Source organism: Arthrobacter sp. AOP36-C1-22 (assembly GCF_052377515.1).
Lineage (GTDB): Bacteria > Actinomycetota > Actinomycetes > Actinomycetales > Micrococcaceae > Arthrobacter_H.
The window spans coordinates 32,275-50,188 of the sequence record NZ_JBQSWW010000013.1; the positions used below are offsets into that span (position 1 = coordinate 32,275).

The 17,914-nt window shown below is 64.3% G+C and carries 17 protein-coding genes, 1 tRNA gene and 1 pseudogene; 4 read left to right on the forward strand and 15 right to left on the reverse strand.

The window, feature by feature from the left end; translation table 11 throughout:
• Positions 1-33: 33 nt before the first annotated feature.
• The 11 genes from ACT3S6_RS09030 to ACT3S6_RS09080 all read right to left on the reverse strand — a co-directional run bounded on the left by ACT3S6_RS09030 (position 34) and on the right by ACT3S6_RS09080 (position 11,232).
• Positions 34-429 (reverse strand): FKBP-type peptidyl-prolyl cis-trans isomerase, encoded by a 396-nt coding sequence (locus ACT3S6_RS09030; RefSeq protein ID WP_087001104.1) that lies wholly within the window; start codon positions 427-429, stop codon positions 34-36.
• 32 nt (positions 430-461) lie between these two features.
• Positions 462-1,421 carry an FKBP-type peptidyl-prolyl cis-trans isomerase gene (locus ACT3S6_RS09035; protein ID WP_443348492.1) on the reverse strand — a complete coding sequence of 320 codons (960 nt, stop codon included), beginning with the start codon at positions 1,419-1,421 and terminating at the stop codon, positions 462-464.
• A gap of 114 nt (positions 1,422-1,535) precedes the next feature.
• The gene (gene pafA, locus ACT3S6_RS09040; protein ID WP_443348490.1) at positions 1,536-2,909 is read right to left on the reverse strand and encodes a Pup--protein ligase; all 1,374 of its coding nucleotides are present in this window, start codon (positions 2,907-2,909) and stop codon (positions 1,536-1,538) included.
• 1 nt (position 2,910) lies between these two features.
• Positions 2,911-3,630 (reverse strand): proteasome subunit alpha, encoded by a 720-nt coding sequence (prcA, locus tag ACT3S6_RS09045; RefSeq protein ID WP_443348487.1) that lies wholly within the window; start codon positions 3,628-3,630, stop codon positions 2,911-2,913.
• A complete protein-coding gene (gene prcB / locus ACT3S6_RS09050; RefSeq protein ID WP_444554677.1) occupies positions 3,630-4,409 on the reverse strand; it encodes a proteasome subunit beta in 780 nt (259 codons plus the stop codon). The genes prcA and prcB overlap by 1 nt, the downstream gene beginning before the upstream one ends.
• Before the next feature lie 2 nt (positions 4,410-4,411).
• Entirely contained in the window at positions 4,412-4,609 is a 198-nt protein-coding gene (locus tag ACT3S6_RS09055; protein WP_087001094.1) for a ubiquitin-like protein Pup, read from the reverse strand.
• A 101-nt stretch (positions 4,610-4,710) separates the two neighbouring features.
• Entirely contained in the window at positions 4,711-6,318 is a 1,608-nt protein-coding gene (gene dop / locus ACT3S6_RS09060) for a depupylase/deamidase Dop (RefSeq protein WP_443348484.1), read from the reverse strand.
• On the reverse strand, positions 6,315-8,087 hold the full coding sequence (gene arc / locus ACT3S6_RS09065) for a proteasome ATPase (RefSeq protein WP_087001090.1): 1,773 nt from the start codon (positions 8,085-8,087) through the stop codon (positions 6,315-6,317). Before arc ends, dop begins: the two co-directional genes overlap by 4 nt.
• Before the next feature lie 114 nt (positions 8,088-8,201).
• Positions 8,202-9,296, reverse strand: coding sequence for a tRNA (adenine-N1)-methyltransferase (locus ACT3S6_RS09070; protein WP_443348521.1), 1,095 nt, complete (start codon positions 9,294-9,296; stop codon positions 8,202-8,204).
• 29 nt (positions 9,297-9,325) lie between these two features.
• A complete protein-coding gene (locus ACT3S6_RS09075) occupies positions 9,326-10,504 on the reverse strand; it encodes a site-2 protease family protein (protein WP_443348483.1) in 1,179 nt (392 codons plus the stop codon).
• Complete coding sequence (locus ACT3S6_RS09080; protein WP_441379979.1) at positions 10,501-11,232, reverse strand: HAD family hydrolase; 732 nt, start codon at positions 11,230-11,232, stop codon at positions 10,501-10,503. The genes ACT3S6_RS09075 and ACT3S6_RS09080 overlap by 4 nt, the downstream gene beginning before the upstream one ends.
• 99 nt (positions 11,233-11,331) lie before the next feature.
• Between ACT3S6_RS09080 and ACT3S6_RS09085 the strand changes: the two genes are divergently transcribed.
• Positions 11,332-12,195, forward strand: coding sequence for a PAC2 family protein (locus ACT3S6_RS09085; RefSeq protein WP_241895172.1), 864 nt, complete (start codon positions 11,332-11,334; stop codon positions 12,193-12,195).
• 48 nt (positions 12,196-12,243) lie between these two features.
• On the opposite strand, the gene mshC is transcribed toward ACT3S6_RS09085, so the two are convergent.
• From mshC to ACT3S6_RS09100, 3 genes are all read right to left on the reverse strand, one after another.
• The gene (gene mshC / locus ACT3S6_RS09090; RefSeq protein WP_441379978.1) at positions 12,244-13,503 is read right to left on the reverse strand and encodes a cysteine--1-D-myo-inosityl 2-amino-2-deoxy-alpha-D-glucopyranoside ligase; all 1,260 of its coding nucleotides are present in this window, start codon (positions 13,501-13,503) and stop codon (positions 12,244-12,246) included.
• Positions 13,504-13,543: 40 nt separating this feature from the next.
• Positions 13,544-14,368, reverse strand: a complete 825-nt coding sequence (locus tag ACT3S6_RS09095; protein WP_087001083.1) for an undecaprenyl-diphosphate phosphatase — start codon at positions 14,366-14,368, stop codon at positions 13,544-13,546.
• 73 nt (positions 14,369-14,441) lie between these two features.
• Positions 14,442-14,738, reverse strand: coding sequence for a hypothetical protein (locus tag ACT3S6_RS09100; RefSeq protein WP_443348479.1), 297 nt, complete (start codon positions 14,736-14,738; stop codon positions 14,442-14,444).
• Positions 14,739-14,779: 41 nt separating this feature from the next.
• Between ACT3S6_RS09100 and ACT3S6_RS09105 the strand changes: the two genes are divergently transcribed.
• The gene (locus ACT3S6_RS09105; protein WP_428844172.1) at positions 14,780-15,025 is read left to right on the forward strand and encodes a DUF5703 family protein; all 246 of its coding nucleotides are present in this window, start codon (positions 14,780-14,782) and stop codon (positions 15,023-15,025) included.
• A gap of 75 nt (positions 15,026-15,100) precedes the next feature.
• On the opposite strand, the gene ACT3S6_RS09110 is transcribed toward ACT3S6_RS09105, so the two are convergent.
• A complete protein-coding gene (locus ACT3S6_RS09110; RefSeq protein ID WP_444554678.1) occupies positions 15,101-16,429 on the reverse strand; it encodes a M20/M25/M40 family metallo-hydrolase in 1,329 nt (442 codons plus the stop codon).
• Positions 16,430-16,588: 159 nt separating this feature from the next.
• Between ACT3S6_RS09110 and ACT3S6_RS09115 the strand changes: the two genes are divergently transcribed.
• Both ACT3S6_RS09115 and ACT3S6_RS09120 read left to right on the forward strand, forming a co-directional pair.
• Positions 16,589-16,673: transfer RNA gene (locus tag ACT3S6_RS09115), tRNA-Leu, on the forward strand.
• A 497-nt stretch (positions 16,674-17,170) separates the two neighbouring features.
• Positions 17,171-17,668 (forward strand): annotated as a pseudogene (locus ACT3S6_RS09120) (M23 family metallopeptidase); the annotation flags it as partial.
• Positions 17,669-17,914: the final 246 nt, after the last annotated feature.

Genomic DNA, 17,914 nt, shown 5'->3' on the forward strand with positions numbered 1-17,914 from the left:
TGAGGGGGCGACGCCGTCGTGGTGGTGGGAAGGCTAGCGCACGTCCACCAGATCGACCACGAAGATCAACGATTCGCCGCCGGCGATGGCGGCTCCTGCGCCCCGGTCGCCGTAGGCCAGATGCGGCGGGATCTCCAGGCGCCGGCGTCCGCCGACCTTCATGCCCAGGATGCCTTCGTCCCAGCCCTGGATGACCTGACCGGTTCCGGCCCGGAACTGTAGCGGTTCGCCGCGGTTCCAGGAGGCATCGAATTCTTCGCCCGTGGACCAGGCGACCCCGACGTAGTGCGCCGAAACCGTCGCGCCGGGGCTCGCCTCGGTGCCGTCACCGACGATGAGATCCTCCGAGCGCAGTTCGGTGGGGGCGCCTTCGGTGGGGAAGTCGACTTCCGGCTTGGTGCGGTCGTATTCACGTTTTCCAAAAGACATATTCGTCCTTCTCCTGTCGCTGTTGAGGGGTTCTACTTCGCTGCCTTGTCGATCGACTTCACGTCAACGACGAAGACGAGGGTACCTTGTGGCATGCCGTCTTGGCCGTCGTAGGCGAGCTTGCTCGGGATCGTCAGCAGGACGGTGGAACCTTCCTTGACCCCTTCGAGGCCCTCGGTCCAGCCCTTGATGACCTGGTCCAGGCCGAAGGTCGCCGGGGTTCCCTTCTCGTAGCTGGAATCGAACTGCTCGCCGTCTTCCCACTGGGCTCCGGCATAGTCGACCGTGATCGTGTCGGTCTTCTTGACCTTCTTCCCATCGCCTTCCTTCAAGGTGGTGACCTTCAGGTCGGCCGGCGGCTTATTGCCTGCGGGGATCTTCACGGTGCCGCTGCCGTCGTCAGCGATTTTTGCGGTGGCTTCGGCGTCCTTCTTCGCGTCGCCCTTTTCCTTCTGGAAGTCGACCTTGATCTTGTCCTTGGCTCCGACAACCTTCAGGATCAGCAGCTGATCGATCTGCGAGGGATCCGCAGGATCTGCCGAAGAACCGTCTTCCGGCGGGGCTGCGTTCTGGGGATGAACATAGGCGACCCAGGAACCGATCTTGGTCCCGACGAGGATGTCGTGGATTTCGGGGTCCTGTTCCTTCAGCTCGTCATTGACGCTCAGGGTCATGGCGGCATCCTTGAACGTGTTGCCGACCTCGCTGCCGTCCTTCAAGTTGTATCCAGCCAACTTATAGGAGACGTCCTGGCCTTCCTTCACCTTGTCCCCGTCGCCCTTTTCGAGGACCTTGGCACCCGGATCGGTCACCTCCAGCGGGGTATCGAACTCGACCTTGGGGGCCGAGTTCTCGTCCTCCCCGGGCGTCAGTTTGATGGAGGAGAGCGGCTCGGCCGCCCCTACGGTCGTCGGGGTTCCGGATCCACAGGCGGTCAGCGCGAGCAGCGCAACCCCGAGAACCAGTGCCAGCAGCTTGCGCACAAAATCCACTTTCGTCGTCGTACATCAATGGTCCATGATCGGCACCGAACAAAATCACATACATCCGGGCCCCGTCCAGCTTAAGGTCGTCGCCTGTGAATGTGCTGAGGCCGCGCCGGATACCTACTCTTGTGGCCCGATCAGGGCCATGAGTTCCTCCACCCGGGGGTCGACCTGGGCGAAGGGGTCCTTGCACAGAACCGTCTGACCCGCATGGTCGTTGAGTTTCAGGTGAACCCAGTCGACGGTGAAGTCACGTCCGGCTCCCTGCGCGGCACGGACGAAGTCCCCCCGCAATTTGGCCCGGGTGGTCTGCGGTGGGGTCTTCGTCGCGGCGATGATCTCCCCCTCGGAGACGACCGTTTGCGCGCGTCCACCCCGACGCAGCAGCGCAAAGAGGCCGCGGCGCGGGTCGATGTCATGATAGGTCAGATCCAGTTGGGCGATCCGCGGGGAGGACAGTTCAAGGGAGTGTTTCTCCTGGTACTCACGAATCAGCCGATGCTTGATGGCCCAATCGATTTCGGTATCGATTCCCGAAGCGTCACCGCTGGCAACGGCGTCCAAGGCGCGACGCCACAGGTCCATCACCTGGGGCACATGCTCGTTATGGGCTCCGTGGCGTTGGATGAAGGTGCTGACCTTCTCGAAGAAGATCTCTTGCAGCTCAAGGGCGCTGAGCTCGCGTCCACTGGCCAGGCGTACCTGGTGCCTTCCGGTGAGGTCATGGGAAATATCGCGGATGCTGCGGATCGGATTCTCCAACCGCAGGTCCTCCATGATGGTGCCCGCTTCGATCATCCGCAGGATCAAGTCAGTGGCACCGATTTTCACCCGTTGGGTTGTTTCGGACATATTGGAGTCCCCGACGATGACGTGGAGACGCCGGTAGTATTCGGCGTCGGCATGCGGTTCGTCCCGGGTGTTGATGATGGGCCGGGACCGGGTGGTGGCCGAGGAGACGCCTTCCCACACATGGTCTGCCCGCTGGGAGAAGGCAAAACGGTGTTCTCCGTCCACCGGCAGGACCTTTCCTGCGCCGGCGAAGAGTTGGCGGGTCACCAGGAAGGGGATGAGAATTTCCGCCAGCCGGGCGAATTCCAGTTTCCGGGGGATGAGGTAGTTCTCATGGCAGCCGTAGGAGTTGCCGGCCGAGTCGGTGTTGTTCTTGAACAGGTAGATGGACCCGTGGAGGCCATCGGCTTTCATCAGGTCCTCGGCGCTGGTGACCAGTTCGTTGAGGATCGATTCCCCGGCCCGGTCGTGGGCGATCAGCTGGGCGACGTCGTCGCATTCGGCGGTCGCGTATTCGGGGTGGGAACCAACGTCCAGGTAGAGCCGTGACCCGTTGGTCAAGAACACGTTCGAACTGCGCCCCCACGCCACTACCGGTTTGAACAGGTACCGGGCGACTTCCTCGGGGGTGAGCGGACGTCCCTCGGGAGCGGAGTAGGCGATCCCGTATTCGGTTTCTATTCCAAAAATGCGGCGGTCCATCTCAGGCACCGTCCTTTCCGGCCAAGGCCTGCAGGATCTCGTCCTTATCCCACCGTTTGAAGGTTCTGGGGGGCGGGGTCTGGCCGATCGGGGTGCGTTCGAGCACGGCGACTTCCATGAGATCCACGGCGTCGGTGTCGGGGACCTCGGGCAGGGCCGCGGCGGCGGTGCGGATGACCTCGTCGAAGCCGGCGGTGGCCAGCTGTCTTCCCGACCAGGCGGCTTCCATGGCCTCGGCCAGGGTACGGGCGTCCCCGCCCATGACCACCAGTCCGGGCTCATCGGAGATCGACCCGTCGAAATTCACCCGGTACAACTCGTCGCTGGCGGGGTCCTCCCCCACTTCGGCGACCGCCAGTTCGACCTCGAAGGGTTTGGACTCGGCGGTGAAGACGGCACCGAGGCTTTGGGCGTAGACGCTGGCCAGCCCCCGCCCGGTGACGTCCTCCCGGTCGTAGGAGTATCCCCGGGTATCGGCGTATCTGACCCCTGCCTGACGCAGGGATTCGAACTCGTTGTATTTACCGACGGCGGCGAAACCGATCCTGTCGTAGATCTCTCCGATCTTGCGCAGCGTCCTGGAAGGGTTCTCGGCGATGAGGGCGATCCCGTCCCGGCAGCTGGCCACAATGACCGACCGGCCCCGGGCGATGCCCTTGCGGGCGAAGTCCGCCCGATCCTTCATGAGTTGTTCGGGTGAAACGTAGAACTGCGCGCTCATCAGGCCTCCCTGGCTGCGGCCGAACGTTCGGCGACGATATCGTGGGCGAGCCGGAGCAGTTCGTCGTCGGGGACCCGTTCCGAGCCGTCGGCGTCGACCCGGTACAGGATCGGCATGAGTTGGCGGACCAGATCTGGACCTCCGGTGGCCGAATCATCGTCGGCCGCATCGTAGAGGGCCTCCATGGCGACCCGGATGGCGCTCGAGGCGTCCAGCGATGGGCGCCAGAGTTTCTTGAGGGCGCCGCGCGCGTAGACGGATCCCGAACCGATGCTGTGGTGTTCGATTTCCTCGAAACGTCCGCCGGTGATGTCGTAGGAGAAAATCCTGCCCAGCTGTTGGCGGGGATCGTAGCCGGCAAATAAGGGGACCACAGACATGCCCTGCATGGCCCGGCCCAGATTCGACCGGATCATGGCCGCCAGGCGATTGGCTTTGCCGTCGAGGCTGAGCAGGGCCCCTTCGATCTTCTCGTAGTGTTCGAGTTCCACCTGGAACAGGCGCACCAGATCCAGCCCGATACCTGCCGAACCGGCAATTCCGACGGCAGAGAAATGGTCGGTGGCAAAGACCTTTTGCATATGCCGGCTGGCGATCACGTTGCCGATGGTCGCCCGCCGATCACCGGCCATGACCACACCGCCGTCATAGGTGAGCGCGACGATCGTGGTGGCATGTCTCAACCCTTCGGGGGCGGGCGCCGCCTCGGCCGCCGGCAGCAGGTCGGGGTGTTGGCGCATCAGGTGTTCCACAAAGGAGGACCCCTCGGGAATGTGCATGGCTACTGTCCGCCCTTTTGCACGAAACCGCGCACGAACTCCTCAGCATTTTGTTCCAGCACGCCGTCGATATCCTCCAGCAGGTCATCCACACCCTGGGTCTGCTCCTGGGCTGCCGGTGCTGTCGGCCCCGGCGCTGGGGTTTCGTCGACTTCCTGTTCCTGCTTGGACGGCTGCGGCCGCTGCTGTTCCTGTGCCATGAACTACTCCTCACGTCGGGGCGACGGATCGCCGGTCCCTCTATCGTCTCATTGGGTCGTGACCGCTGCTGATGCGGTTCTGGGGCTGGTTCCACCTCGCTTCAGGGGCGGCCTCGGCTCAGTTCGTCAACGAACTCCCCCACGTCCAGGCCTGCATCGAAGAGCCGGCCCACCCTTTCCTTGGTTCCCCGCAGGGGCTCGGGGGTGGCCACCCGGTGGCTGCCGGGACGGCCGGGGATGCTGAAGATCACTGCATCCCAGCTGGCCCCCAACACATCCTGCGGGTACTGGCTCAGGCAGCGGCCACGGAAGTAGGCGCGGGTGTCCTCCGGGGGTTCGACGACGGCCCGGGCGATCTGCTCGTGGCTGAAGAGGGTCTCCATCATGCCGCGTCCAGCCAACCGGTGGTAGAGACCTCTTTCGGGACGCAGGTCCGCCCATTGCAGGTCCATCATTGCCAGCCGGTGGTCTTCCCAGCTCATGCCATCGCGCTCACGGTAGCGGTTCATCAAATCCAGTTTGGCGACCCAGTCGACGGTCTTTCGTGCGGCGAAGACGTCCCGGCTCAACGTATCGATGGTGTCCTGCCAGCGGATCAACACATCGGTGGTCGACGCATCGTCAGCCCCGGTGTCGTGGCAATGGATGCGCGCAGCATCGAGGTAGATCTGTTGGATCTCCAGGGCGGTGGCCCGTCGGCCGTCGGAGAGTTCGACGACGTTTTGAAGGGTGGGGTCGTGGCTGATCTGCTGCAGGGCCGTCACCGGATCACGCAGTTGAAGCTTCGGGGCGGCCCCGGCCTCGATCAGTGAGAGCACCAGAGAGGTGGTTCCCACCCGGAGCAAGGTCGAGACCTGGCCCAGATTCGCGTCCCCGGCAATGACGTGCAGCCGCCGGTACTTCTCCCAGGTGGCATGGGGCTCATCACGGGTGTTCACGATGGGGCGTCTGATGGTGGTTTCCAGTCCGACCTCGGCTTCGAAGAAGTCGGCGCGCTGGCTGATCTGGTAACCGGGTTCCGCCCCGGTCATGCCCCGCCCCACCCGTCCCGAGCCACAGAGGATCTGCCGGGTGGCGAAAAACGGGATCAGTCCTGCCGAAATGTCGTCGAAGGGGATGGAACGCGGCATCAGGTAGTTCTCGTGGGCCCCGTAACTTACCCCCTTGTTATCGGTGTTGTTCTTATACAGCAGGACCTCGGCAAAGCCCGGTGACTCGGCGATCCGGCGTTGGGCGGCCAGGGCGACCTGGTCCCCCGCCTGGTCATAGAGGACCGCGTCGTGGGGTCCGGTGATCTCGGGCGACGAATACTCTGGGTGGGCATGGTCCACATAGAGCCGGGCCCCATTGCCGAGCACCATGTTCATCAGCACATGCCCGTCGCTGTCCTGCTCCGTGTAGAGGGTCTCCCCCGCCCGCACGTCTCCACCGGCCAAGGCGATTTCCTCGGCGGTCAGCTCACGCGGGGTATCGGTCAGTTGCGAGGCATCGGCCACAGCCCGGGGCATGTTCCACCCCCGGGCGTCGGCCAACGGCGCCTCATCGGCGTAGTCCCACCGGGTCCCTGCCAGCTGCCCGTAGCCTTGCCGGACGGTCGCGGCGTAGGCGTTGATGACCTGGGCGGAGAGGATCGTGGAATTGGCCCCGGGCTGGCTGGGGGCCAGCACACCGAACTCTGTTTCCAGCCCGATCACCCGATGAACACTCACAGGTACTGCCCCGTATTGGAGTACCCCTGGCCCGGCTCCCGCTCGAGGCTGCGTCCGGTGCCTGAACCTGCCTTATCCGCGACGATCGTCCGGATGTAGGTGATCCTTTCACCCTTCTTCCCCGAGATCCTGGCCCAGTCGTCCGGGTTGGTCGTATTGGGCATGTCCTCGTGTTCATGGAACTCGTCGGCCACACCACGCAGGAGGTGGTCGATCCGCAGTCCACGCTCGCCGGAGGTCAACAGTTCCTTGATGGCTGACTTCTTGGCCCGGTCGACGACGTTGCGGATCACGGCACCGGAGTTGAAGTCCTTGAAGTACAGCGTTTCGGTTTCGCCGTTGGCGTAGGTCACCTCGAGGAATTCGTTCTCCTGACCGGTGGAGTACATGGCCTCCACGGTTTGGCGGATCATCCCCTGCACGGTGGCTTCGGCGTTTCCCCCGTGTTCGGCCAGGTCGTCGGCGTGCAACGGCAGCTCGGTGGTCAGATATTTGGCGAAGATTTCGGCTGAGCCTTCTGCGTCGGGGCGCAGCACCTTGATCTTCACGTCCAGCCGTCCGGGCCGCAGGATGGCCGGGTCGATCATGTCCTCCCGGTTGGAGGCACCGATGATGATGACGTTATCGAGTTTCTCCACGCCGTCGATCTCACTGAGCAGCTGCGGCACGATCGTGGTTTCCACATCGGAGGAGACCCCGGTCCCGCGGGTGCGGAACAGCGAATCCATTTCGTCAAAGAACACCACCACCGGGTTGCCGCCGGCAGCCTTTTCCCGGGCGCGGGAGAAGATCAGCCGGATATGGCGTTCGGTCTCCCCCACATACTTATCCAGGAGTTCGGGGCCCTTGATGTTCAGGAAATAGCTGCGTGCGCTCTCCCCGCCCCGCAACTCCGCGGTCCGTTCGGCCAAGGAATGGGCGACGGCCTTGGCAATGAGCGTCTTGCCACAGCCCGGGGGCCCGTAGAGCAGAATGCCCTTGGGCGCCTTCAGCCCGTGTTCGCGGTAGAGGTCCTGGTGCAGGAACGGCAGTTCGACGGCGTCGCGGATCTGTTCGATCTGCGGGCCCAGGCCGCCGATATCGGCATAGGAGATATTGGGGACTTCCTCGAGGACCAGGGACTGCATTTCCGAGAGCTGCACCCGTTCGGTGGCCAAACCGGTCCGCGGGTCGATGGCCAGGGAGTCCCCCACCCTGACTTTTTCGCGCAGGAGCGGACCGGCCAGCCGGATGACCTTTTGGTCGTCGGCCCGCCCCACGGCCAGGACCCGTCCGTCATCCATGACCTCCTTGACGGACACCAGTTCCCCGGAGGCTTCGAAACCGAGGCCGGCGACGATGGTCAACGACTCGTTCAGCAGCACTTCCTGCCCCAGCTGCAGGCTCTCCAACTCCAGCAGCGGGCTGATCGCCACCCGCAGTTTCCGCCCACCTTGAATGATGTCGGCGCCGGGGATCCCCGTGGAGGCGATGGCGGTGCCGGCCGCAGGGTGGCTGCGCGCGTTGATCCCCACGATCGTGCCGAACGTGAACGGGGTATCCCCGTCCCGGTCCAACGCCGATTTGAGCGTGATGATCTGTTCCCGGGTGCGTTCGAGCATGGCTGTCAGACGGGCGTTATTGGCCGTCGTCGTGCCCAGTTGGCGATCCAGGTTCCGTGATTTATCACGCAGGATGTTCAGCTGGCGTTCGGCGATCTCGAGTTGGCGTTGGGCCCGGTCCTCCCCCGGCGCCCCGTCAGAGGCTGGGGTCGATGTGTTTTCCGGCATATGAGCACCCTTCGTCGCGCCTTGCCCCGATGGGGTCCGTCCTCTTCATCGTAGCCACCCACGGCCGTCCGGGGCATCGATGTTAACCGCAAGTGTCACCGCCCGGACAGCGGTTCACACCTCAGGGGTCGGTTCAGGGAAGTCGGCCGGGTCCAGGCCGTTGCCGTCGGCATCACGGAAAGCGCCGCGTTGTTTCATTGATTTGGCATCCTTGGCGGCCCGACGCAGTTTTTTATCCGACACCCCGCGTTCGCCCAGCCCCGGCGCATCCCAGGCTGCGTCGTCGTGCTCCTTGGTCCAGGCGTGCAGGTCCTCGGCGGCGAACTCGGTGTTCTTCATGCGTTTCTGACCCGGGATGCCGGCGGCCCCGTCGGCGAGCCGGCGGGCGGTGAGCAGGAAGCCGGTATGGGCGACCATGCGGTGGTCCGGGCGGACAGCCAACCCGTCCAGGTGCCAACCGCGGACCATCGATTCCCAGGATTCGGGTTCGGTGAAGCGGCCGTCGGCGCGGATGGCCTCGGCGGTGCGGGAGAGCTGGGTGACGGTGGCGACGTAGTTCACCCAGACACCTCCGGGTGCCAGCACGGTGGCCACGGAGTCCACGCATTCCCAGGGGGCCAGCATGTCCAGGACAACGCGGTCGATGGAACCGGCTTCCTCCGTGGCGGTGGCCTGGTCCTGGAAGTCTCCGATGGTGATGTTCCAGGCGGGGTGTTCGCCGCCGAAGATCGTTTCCACGTTTCCGCGGGCGATCTCGGCGAATTCGGCACGGCGTTCAATGCTGTGCAGGTAACCGCCGTCGCCCACGGCCCGCAACAGGGAAATCGACAGGGCCCCGGAACCGACACCGGCTTCCAGGACGCGGGCTCCCGGATAGATATCGCCCATCGTGACGATCTGGGCGGCGTCCTTGGGGTAGACGACTGCTGCACCGCGGGGCATGGAGAGCACGAAGTCTTTGAGCAGCGGACGCAAGGCCTGGTAGCGCCGACCCTCGGAGTTTTCCAGCACGATGCCCTCGGGCTGGCCAATCAACGCGTCGTGGTCCAGTACCCCGCGATGGGTGTGGAACTGGCCGCCGGGAGTCAGCGTCACGGTGTTCATCCGTCGTTTCTCATCGGTGAGCTGGACCCGGTCCCCCGGGGCGAAAGGGCCACGACGGTGGGCGGCACCATGCGGTGCTGCGGGCTGCTGGGGGGCTTCGTTCATGCTGGTGCTCGTTCCGTTGACGGGATGGTTCATGAGCCGGCCTTCTTGCCGGTGATGGCTGAGACGACGGTCCGCTGCAGGAGCAGGCCCACGATCCTGCCGCTGTCGTCGACTACCGCATATTCGCTGCCATCCAGGCTGGCCAGATAGGTGACCAGGTCCCGTCCCGAACGACTGACCGCCACCACGGCTCCGGGTGCCAGGGCCCGGGCCACGGTCCCTGCCCCGGTGGTGGCGCGCAGTGCTTCGGGGACCGAGGCCACCGAGGCCCGGTCGACGACGGCTTCGGGCCGGCCTGCGGAGGAACACAACAGGAGGTGGCCCGGATAGTGGGCTAATCTGCGGTCGATGTCGGCGACGACGGCTGTGCTGGGCAGCGCAGTGGCCGGCTCCATCAGCTCACCGGCACCGATCCGTGGCAGGCGCAAGCGCATTTTGGCATCGTTGATGGCCCCGGTGGCCCCCACCCAGAGGAATCCGCAGAGCAGCACCGCGATGATGGTGACCTGCAGGTTGATCGGTTCCCGGTTGAACAAGGGGAGGACCACGAAGTAGATCCCCAGACCGATCACGATGATCCGGCCTGCCCACCCGGCAGCCACGGTGCCCTTCTCTTGTGAACCGGTACCGGCCCAGACGGCGGATTCCACCAGCCGGCCGCCGTCCAGCGGCAACCCGGGCAGGATGTTGAAGATGGCGACCAGCAGGTTCGCCCAGACCAGGATGGTCAGCAGCAGTCCGGTCACCCCCACCGGCTCCAGGTTCACGATGGCCAGGTAGCCCAGTCCGGCCAACAGGAAGTTCGCTGCCGGCCCGGCCAGCGCCACGAGCAGGGACTTGCCCGGGGTGGCATGGAAGGACCCGAACTGGGTATGTCCTCCCCACAGGGTGAGCACAATATGGGCATTGGGCCAACCGAAGGCGGTGGCACAGAGCGCGTGGGCTAGTTCGTGGATCAGGATCGACACGGCCAGCAGGACCGCATAGCCGAAGGAGACGGCGTAGGCGCCCCAACCGATCCCCGGCAGGATCCGCATCACATCAGGGGTGAAGACCAGCAGGATAAAAGCGGCGATCAGGAACCATGACCAGGCCAGGTAGACGGGGATCCCACCGATGCGCCCCAACGGGATTCCCGGTCGGCGGGTTTTCTCCTCGCCGGGGACCGGGGCGTTGTGCTGGCCTGTTGGCTGCGCGGGACCGCTCATCCGGCGGCTCCTGCGGGGGCCACGAAGGAGTCCAAGTCTCCGGCGGTCACACCATCAAGCGTCGGCCAGACCGTCCAGTTTCCGGTCTCGGGCAGGGTCGAAAAATGGGGGACCGCAACGGTCGGTGTCCCGCTGGCCGCCGCCGAACGCACTCCGGGATCGGAGTCCTCGATCGCGACCGCCCGGTGTCGTTGCAGCGAGGTAACGTGCTGTCCCATCCGCTCCAGGGCCAAGAGATACGGTGCCGGATCGGGTTTGCCGGCGGGGACCATATCCCCGGTGATCAAGAATTCGAAGGTTCCGGAGGGCAGGGAGTCGGCGACGAGTTGCGCCATCGGCCCCTCGGACATGGTGACCAGCGCGCACGGCACCCCGTGGGCGCGAAGATCGCCCAACAGCTCCCGGGCTCCTGGACGGAAGACCATGTTCTCGCTGAGGCCGCGCACCACGCTCGCCGTCATTTCGTCGATGATCTCGCGGATTTCAAGGTCGACGCCGGCCTGACGGAGGATCGCCGCACTGGTGGGCAGGGCCTGACCGATCAGTGCCTGGGCCTCTTCATCGCTCCAGGTGCCACCGTGGCGGTGGACCAGTTCCTTCTCGGCAGCAATCCAATACGGCTCGGTATCGACGATGGTCCCGTCCATGTCCCAGAGCACGGCTTGTAGCCCGTCGTGGGCGTCGAAAACGTTCGTGGTACGTGGGGCGCGGGTGGGGAAGGCACTCATGCCTCGATTCTACGTGGGCGGGCACGTTGCCATGGCCACCGTTCGCGTTAGGGTGAGAGCGTGGCTGAGAATAATGAATCGCAGGGCTCGCTCACCGAGCTGATTGCGGCCGAGGCGCGTCCGGGAACCGGCGGCAGGCGGCCCACCATCATGGTGGTCGCCTTCGGCGGCTGGAATGACGCAGGTGAGGCCGCCAGCGATTCCTTACGCTTCCTGGCCCGGCACTTCGAGGCAAAGAAGGTTGCCGAGCTTTCGGAAGACGACTACTACGATTACCAATATTCCCGCCCGTCGGTCCGGCGCAATGCCGCAGGCAAACGCACGATCCGTTGGCCCAGCACCCGCATGTTTCGCGCGCAGATCCCCGGTACGGGGGTCGACCTGCTCTTGGTGCGCGGGACGGAACCGACCTATCGTTGGCAGGCCTTCACCGCCGAGCTGCTGACCCAGGCAGAACTGCAGAACGTGAAGGCAGTGGTGCTGGTGGGCGCACTCTTGGCCGATGTCCCCCATACCCGGCCACTGCCGGCCAGTATCACCAGTGAGGACGGGCATCTGCGTGCGCTCCTCGGTGCCGAACGGACCACCTATGAGGGCCCGACAGGGATCCTGGGGGTCTTGGCGGAAACCTCCGACTCCGCGGGCCTACCCACCCTGTCGATCTGGGCTGCGGTCCCCCACTATGTGGGCCACTCCCCTTCGCCCAAGGCGACGTTGGCGTTATTAACCCAGCTCGAGGAAGTGCTCCACACCTCCTTCGATCTCACGCTGCTCACCGAGGAGGCCGAGGCCTGGCAGCGGGGCGTGAATGAGCTCTCCGAGGAGGATCCTGAGGTTGCCGCCTATGTGCAGCAACTCGAGGAGTCACAGGACGCGACCAAGCTGCCCGAAGCCAGCGGTGAGTCGATAGCCCGGGAATTTGAACGTTATTTGAAACGGCGCGACGGCGGCACTGACGGCTAGCGTTTCATCTGCGCGCAGGGCCCGAAGCCCCGCGCACCAGGCCTGCTGCTAGGCCAGCTTCAAGCCCAACAGCGCGTCCAAGGCGGCCAGGACCGTGGCGCTTCCCTGGGCTGTCGGATCGTTTCCGGGGCCTTCGGACGCCCACTCGTCGAGGGCCTTTAATGCCGAGGGCGAATCCAGGTCGTCGGCCAGGTGGCTACGCAGCTGTGACACGAGTGCCTCAGCACGTTCCGGCGTCGTACCGGCAGCCCGGGCCCGCCAGGCAACCAGGCGGTTCTTCGCTTCGTCCAGCAGTTCCTCGGTCCACTCCCAATCGGAGCGGTAGTGCTGGCCCACCAGGACGGCGCGAACGGCCATGGGGTTCTCCCCTGCGGCGCGCAATTTGGAGACCAACACCAGATTGCCCAAGGATTTGCTCATTTTTTCGCCGTCCAGGCCCACCATTCCGGTATGGACATAGTGTTCGGCCAACGGTTTGCCGTCCCCGGCCGTGGCATGGCCTGCCGAGAATTCGTGGTGCGGGAAGATCAGGTCGGTTCCGCCCCCTTGGACGGTGAACGGGGCCGGCAGGAAACGCCGGGCGATCACCGAACATTCGATATGCCAGCCGGGGCGGCCTTCACCGAGGCTGGCCCCGTCCCAGAAGGGTTCGTCGGGGCGGCGCATCCGCCACAGCAGGGGGTCCAGCGTGTTTTTCTTACCGGCTCGTTCGGGATCACCGCCACGTTCTGCGAAGAACGTGGCCATGGTCTCCTGGTCGTACCCGCTCACTGAGCCCAGCCGCCAGACGTCCGAGGCGGCGGCGTCGGAGTCGAAGTAGATATCGCCGTCGGGCTCATCCCCGGCACCGGGCACCCGGTACGCCAGCCCTGCCGTGAGCAGGTTCTCCACGACCGGCACGATCCAGGAGACCGATTCGACGGCACCAACATAGTGTTCGGGGGGGATGACGTTCAGCGACTCCATGTCGGCGCGGAACAGGTCGGTCTGCCCTGCGGCCAAGTCCATCCAGTCGACGCCGGTTTCGGTGGCGCGTTCAAGCAGCGGGTCGTCGACGTCGGTGACGTTTTGTACGTAGGTGACCTCCAACCCGGCGTCCCGCCAGAAGCGGTTGAGCAGGTCGAAGGCCACATAGGTGGCGGCGTGCCCCATATGGGTGGCGTCGTAGGGTGTGATCCCGCAGACGTACATCCCTGCCTGCTTCTTCGTGTCAGGGGACACGAGTTCTCGTGTCGAGGAGTCAAAGATCCGCAACGGTGGAGGGGTTCCCTGGAGGGTGGGAATACTGGGCGCGGGCCATGCGTGCACGAAGGATCGGCCTTTCGAAAGCGGGGTATGGATGGGGGAATCAGGCGTTGATGACGTTGAAACCCAGGAGGACGAACAGCACCAGACCCAAGGCGATCCGGTACCACACGAAGACACTGTAGCTGTGGGTGGAAACGTATTTCAGGAACCAGCCGATGATCACAAATCCGACGGCGAAGGCGATGACGGTGGCCAGGATCGTTTCCCCGCCGGAGTAGACGCTGGGTTCGCCGAAGCTTTTGAAGGCCTGGAACAAGCCGGAGGCGAAGACTGCCGGGATGGCCAGCAGGAAGGAGTAGCGGGCCGCTGCTTCACGGGTGTAGCCCATGAGGAGACCGCCGGTGATGGTTCCGCCCGAGCGGGAGACGCCGGGGATCAGGGCCAGCGCCTGCGCTAGACCGAAGTAGATGCCGTGTTTGACGGACAGTTCCTTCAGCTCACGTTTCTGCTTGCCGTAGTGGTCGGCAATGGCCAGGAAGACGCCGAAGACCACGAGCATGGTCGCCACGAGCCACAGTGATCTGAAGGTCGTCTCGATATCGTCTTGGAAGAGCAGCCCCAGCACACCAATGGGCAGGGAACCGACGATGATGAGCCAGCCCATCCGGGCATCGGGGTCGCTATGCGGGATTTTTCCGACGATGGCTTTGAACCAGGCGCCGATGATCCGCACGATGTCACGCCAGAAAAACATGACGACGGCGGTTTCCGTGCCGAGCTGGGTAATCGCGGTGAAGGCGGCCCCCGGGTCGGCCGCATTGGGCAGGAATTCCCCCACGATGCGCAGGTGGGCGCTGGAGGAAATAGGAAGGAACTCGGTCAGTCCCTGGATCAGGCCCAAAAAGGCCGCTTCAAACCAATTCACGCGTGAAACACTACTTCACCCCGGGCGCACCGGGACCACTTATGTGGCGCGTGCCGCATGGAAGAACGCTGGATCAGGGACGGTCGTCCGTCTCCGCTGGGTCTTCCCCGTCGCCGGAGTCATCCATATCGTCGTCATCGTCATCGTCGTCGAGGTCGTCATCGTCGCTGTCGTCGTAGACATCCAAGGGGGTCACTTCGCCATAGGTGTCATAGAGGGAGTCTTCGTACTCCTCAAAGGCGTCCATCATCCGGTAGGCGGCGCTCTCCACCGCGGGGTCGTCATCGCCCCGACGTGAGGCCACGGCGGAGAGATGTTCTTCAAACGAGGCAACCAGTGCCTGAAGCGCAACACGCGGATCTGTGCTCATGGTCTAGACGTTACCCGTAGAGCGAGCAGAATGGAGAGAAGATGATGAAAAACTCCTCAGCTGCAGCCCGGAAGACCACCGACCACTCGGCGGGCTTCGAATACCTGGTTCTCACGGTTCGTCCCGGCCAGTCGATCGCCGATGCCCGTCGCGAAATCGTCGAGCACGCCGAATACGGTAAATGGGAACTCCGCACCACGCGGATCTATATGGGCGGCATGCGTCGCTATTGGATGCGTCGCCGAGTGATGCGGGTGGCCAGCACCTTGGACACCTTCCCCAGCTGAACCCCTTCGCTGTGGGGCCGGGACGGGTTCCCTGCCCCCATCCCAGCCCGGCCACCTGTTGGGTTGTGGTGCGCCTCAGTAGGTGCGCAGCAGCCGGGAGAGGACCCGAGTTCCGAACTTCAAGGCCTCCACCGGAACTCGTTCGTCCACGCCATGGAACATGCTGGTGAAGTCCAGGTCGTCGGGGAGCTGCAGCGGCGCAAAGCCGTAGCCGGTGATTCCTAGCCGGGACAGCGACTTGTTATCGGTGCCGCCGGAGAGCATATACGGCAACACCACCGACCCCGGGTCTTCGGCCGAGATCGAAGCGACCATATTGTCCACCAACGTCCCCGAGAAGGGGACCTCCAAGGACGTATCGGAATGCTCGGTGGAGAAATCCACGCCGGCACCTGCTAGTTCTCGCAGGGTTTCGTACAGCAATTCATCGCGTCCGGGCAGGGTCCGACAATCGAGAAACGCCTCGGCGGCACCGGGGATGACGTTGTGCTTATACCCGGATTTCAGGGCCGTCGGGTTCGAGGTGTTTTGCAAGGTGGCGCCAACGAATCGGGAAACATTGCCCAGGGCTTCCAGCAACGGGCCCGGGTTCTGTTCCTCGAATTCGATGCCGGTGAGTTCGGAGACCCCTTCCATCAGCGCCCGTGTCGTCTTGGTGTATTCGATCGGCCACTCGTATCCACCGATGCGGCTGATGGCTCCGGCCAGCCGGGTCACCGCGTTTTCGTCGTTGATCTGCGAACCATGCCCCGCTCGGCCACCGGCATGCATCGTGAGCCAGTGCAGCCCCTTTTCTGCCGTCTGCAGGAAATAGGCTCGTCGCCCACCGACGGTTGAGGAGAAGCCGCCCACTTCGCTGATGGCCTCACCCGCGCCGGCGAAGACCTCAGGGTGGTTCTCGACCATCCATCCGGCCCCGTACGTCCCGCCGGCTTCCTCGTCGGCGAAATAGGCGAAGATGATATCGCGTTTGGGTTTCACCCCTTCACGGTGCATCTGTCGCTGCACGGCCAGGATCATGGCGTCCATATCCTTCATGTCCACGGCTCCACGGCCCCAGATCAGCCCGTCCTTGACCTCGGCAGCAAAGGGATCCACGCTCCAGTCCTCGGCCTGCGCGGGGACCACATCGAGGTGGCCGTGGACCACGAGCGCCGGCAGTGAGGAATCTTGGCCTTCCATCCGTGCCACGACGCTCGCCCGGCCCGGGGAGGATTCATAGATTTTCGGGTCAAGTCCTCCCCCGGTCATCAACTCGGCGGCATACTCGGCTGCGGGCCGTTCGGGGCGGGCCTCGTTGCCGCCGAAGTTGCTGGTGTCGAAACGGATCAACGTCCGGCAAATTTCTTCGACTTCGTCGGCTGCCGTGATGCCTGCAGCACCGTGGTTTCCTAGCTCAGTCATGACCTGACCTTCCGGGTTGTTCGGGTGGTCCCAGCCTAGTCACCCACGCAAAGAGGTTTGAATTGGGAACTGCCCCACCGACATGTTAGAGTCTTACTCGCTGCTTTCGCCGGGCAGGAAGTCCAACGAGTCTTCCGAACCGGTCGCATCGCATCACCTGCGCGGGTGGCGGAATAGGCAGACGCGCTAGCTTGAGGTGCTAGTCCACGTATAGTGGGTGGGGGTTCAAGTCCCCCTCCGCGCACGAAATAAGCCCCGGAATTCCGGGGCTTTTTTCATGCCCAGAACAGGGTGCTCGACGTCGCCGTCCCGCCACTTCCTAGATCCGGGCTTTTGCTCGGGCTTCTCGGACCTCTGGTCCAAACCCACGCGCAGGGGTAGCCTAAGGTCCACCACGCTCCGCGCGAGAGATGGGTGTCGCGATGTGGGCAACGGGGCCAACCACTCGGGGGAAACATGGGTGCACGGGTGCACGAGCACCAGCCAGAGCATCACCACGCCCCGCCACGTTCTACCGTCAAGCGTTCCCTGGTTAAATGGCTGGGTCTGGCCACAGCTGGGGCCCTTCTCCTCGGCACTGCACCCGCTGCTGGCAGCCTTCCAGCACCGAACGCTGCGCTGCCTCCGAGCAGTTCCCCTTCTTCGGACGCTCAACCCAGCAGTTCCGTGCAGCCCGTTTTCGCGATGGTCGCCGGAACGTCCCCGTTGCGGGATCCAACCGCAGGTTCCGGCAGTGCCGGCATGGAGTGGTCCCCGGGCTACCAGCCGGAAATCACTTCTAGCGTCAGCCCCGACGGCAGTCCTGCCGATGGGGAGGGCATTCCTTCACGCCGCGGCGTAGACCACGTCACCACCGGCCCCACAGGGTTGCTGCCCGGTGGCCTGGCCCTCTCCGCACCGGTGGAAAGCACCCGGATCACCAGTGGCTTCGGCTGGCGTTTGAATCCCACAGGCCCCGGATCCTATATCCATATTGGTCAGGACTACGGTGTCGCGTGCGGCACCCCGGTCAGGGCGGCGGCGGCTGGTCGGGTCGTCCAATCATCGTGGGCCGGACATTCGGGTCAACGAGTCCGCGTCGATCACGGAAGCGGCGTCGAAACCGCCTATAGCCATAATTCGTTGCTGGTGGCCAGCAAGGGTGAGCGTGTGCAGCAGGGTGACCTTTTGGCTCTCTCCGGCACGACGGGGAACTCCACGGGTTGTCACGTGCACTTTGAGGTCTACCTCAACGGCAAATGGGTCGACCCGGCACAGTATCTCCCCTTGCTGCCGCGTCAGAAACGTCCGGTTTCCGGACAGGAACTGCGCCAGATCGCCCAAAGCCGCCTCTCCCCGGCTCCCTCGCCCCGTCCGTCAACGACCACGACAGCTTCAGGCTCCACCACACCACCCGCCGTACGTCAGAATGCCCAGCCCTCCACCGCTGCCGTATCGAAAACCCCTACCGCTGCCGGACCCGCGCCGAAAGCCCCGAGGACGCCG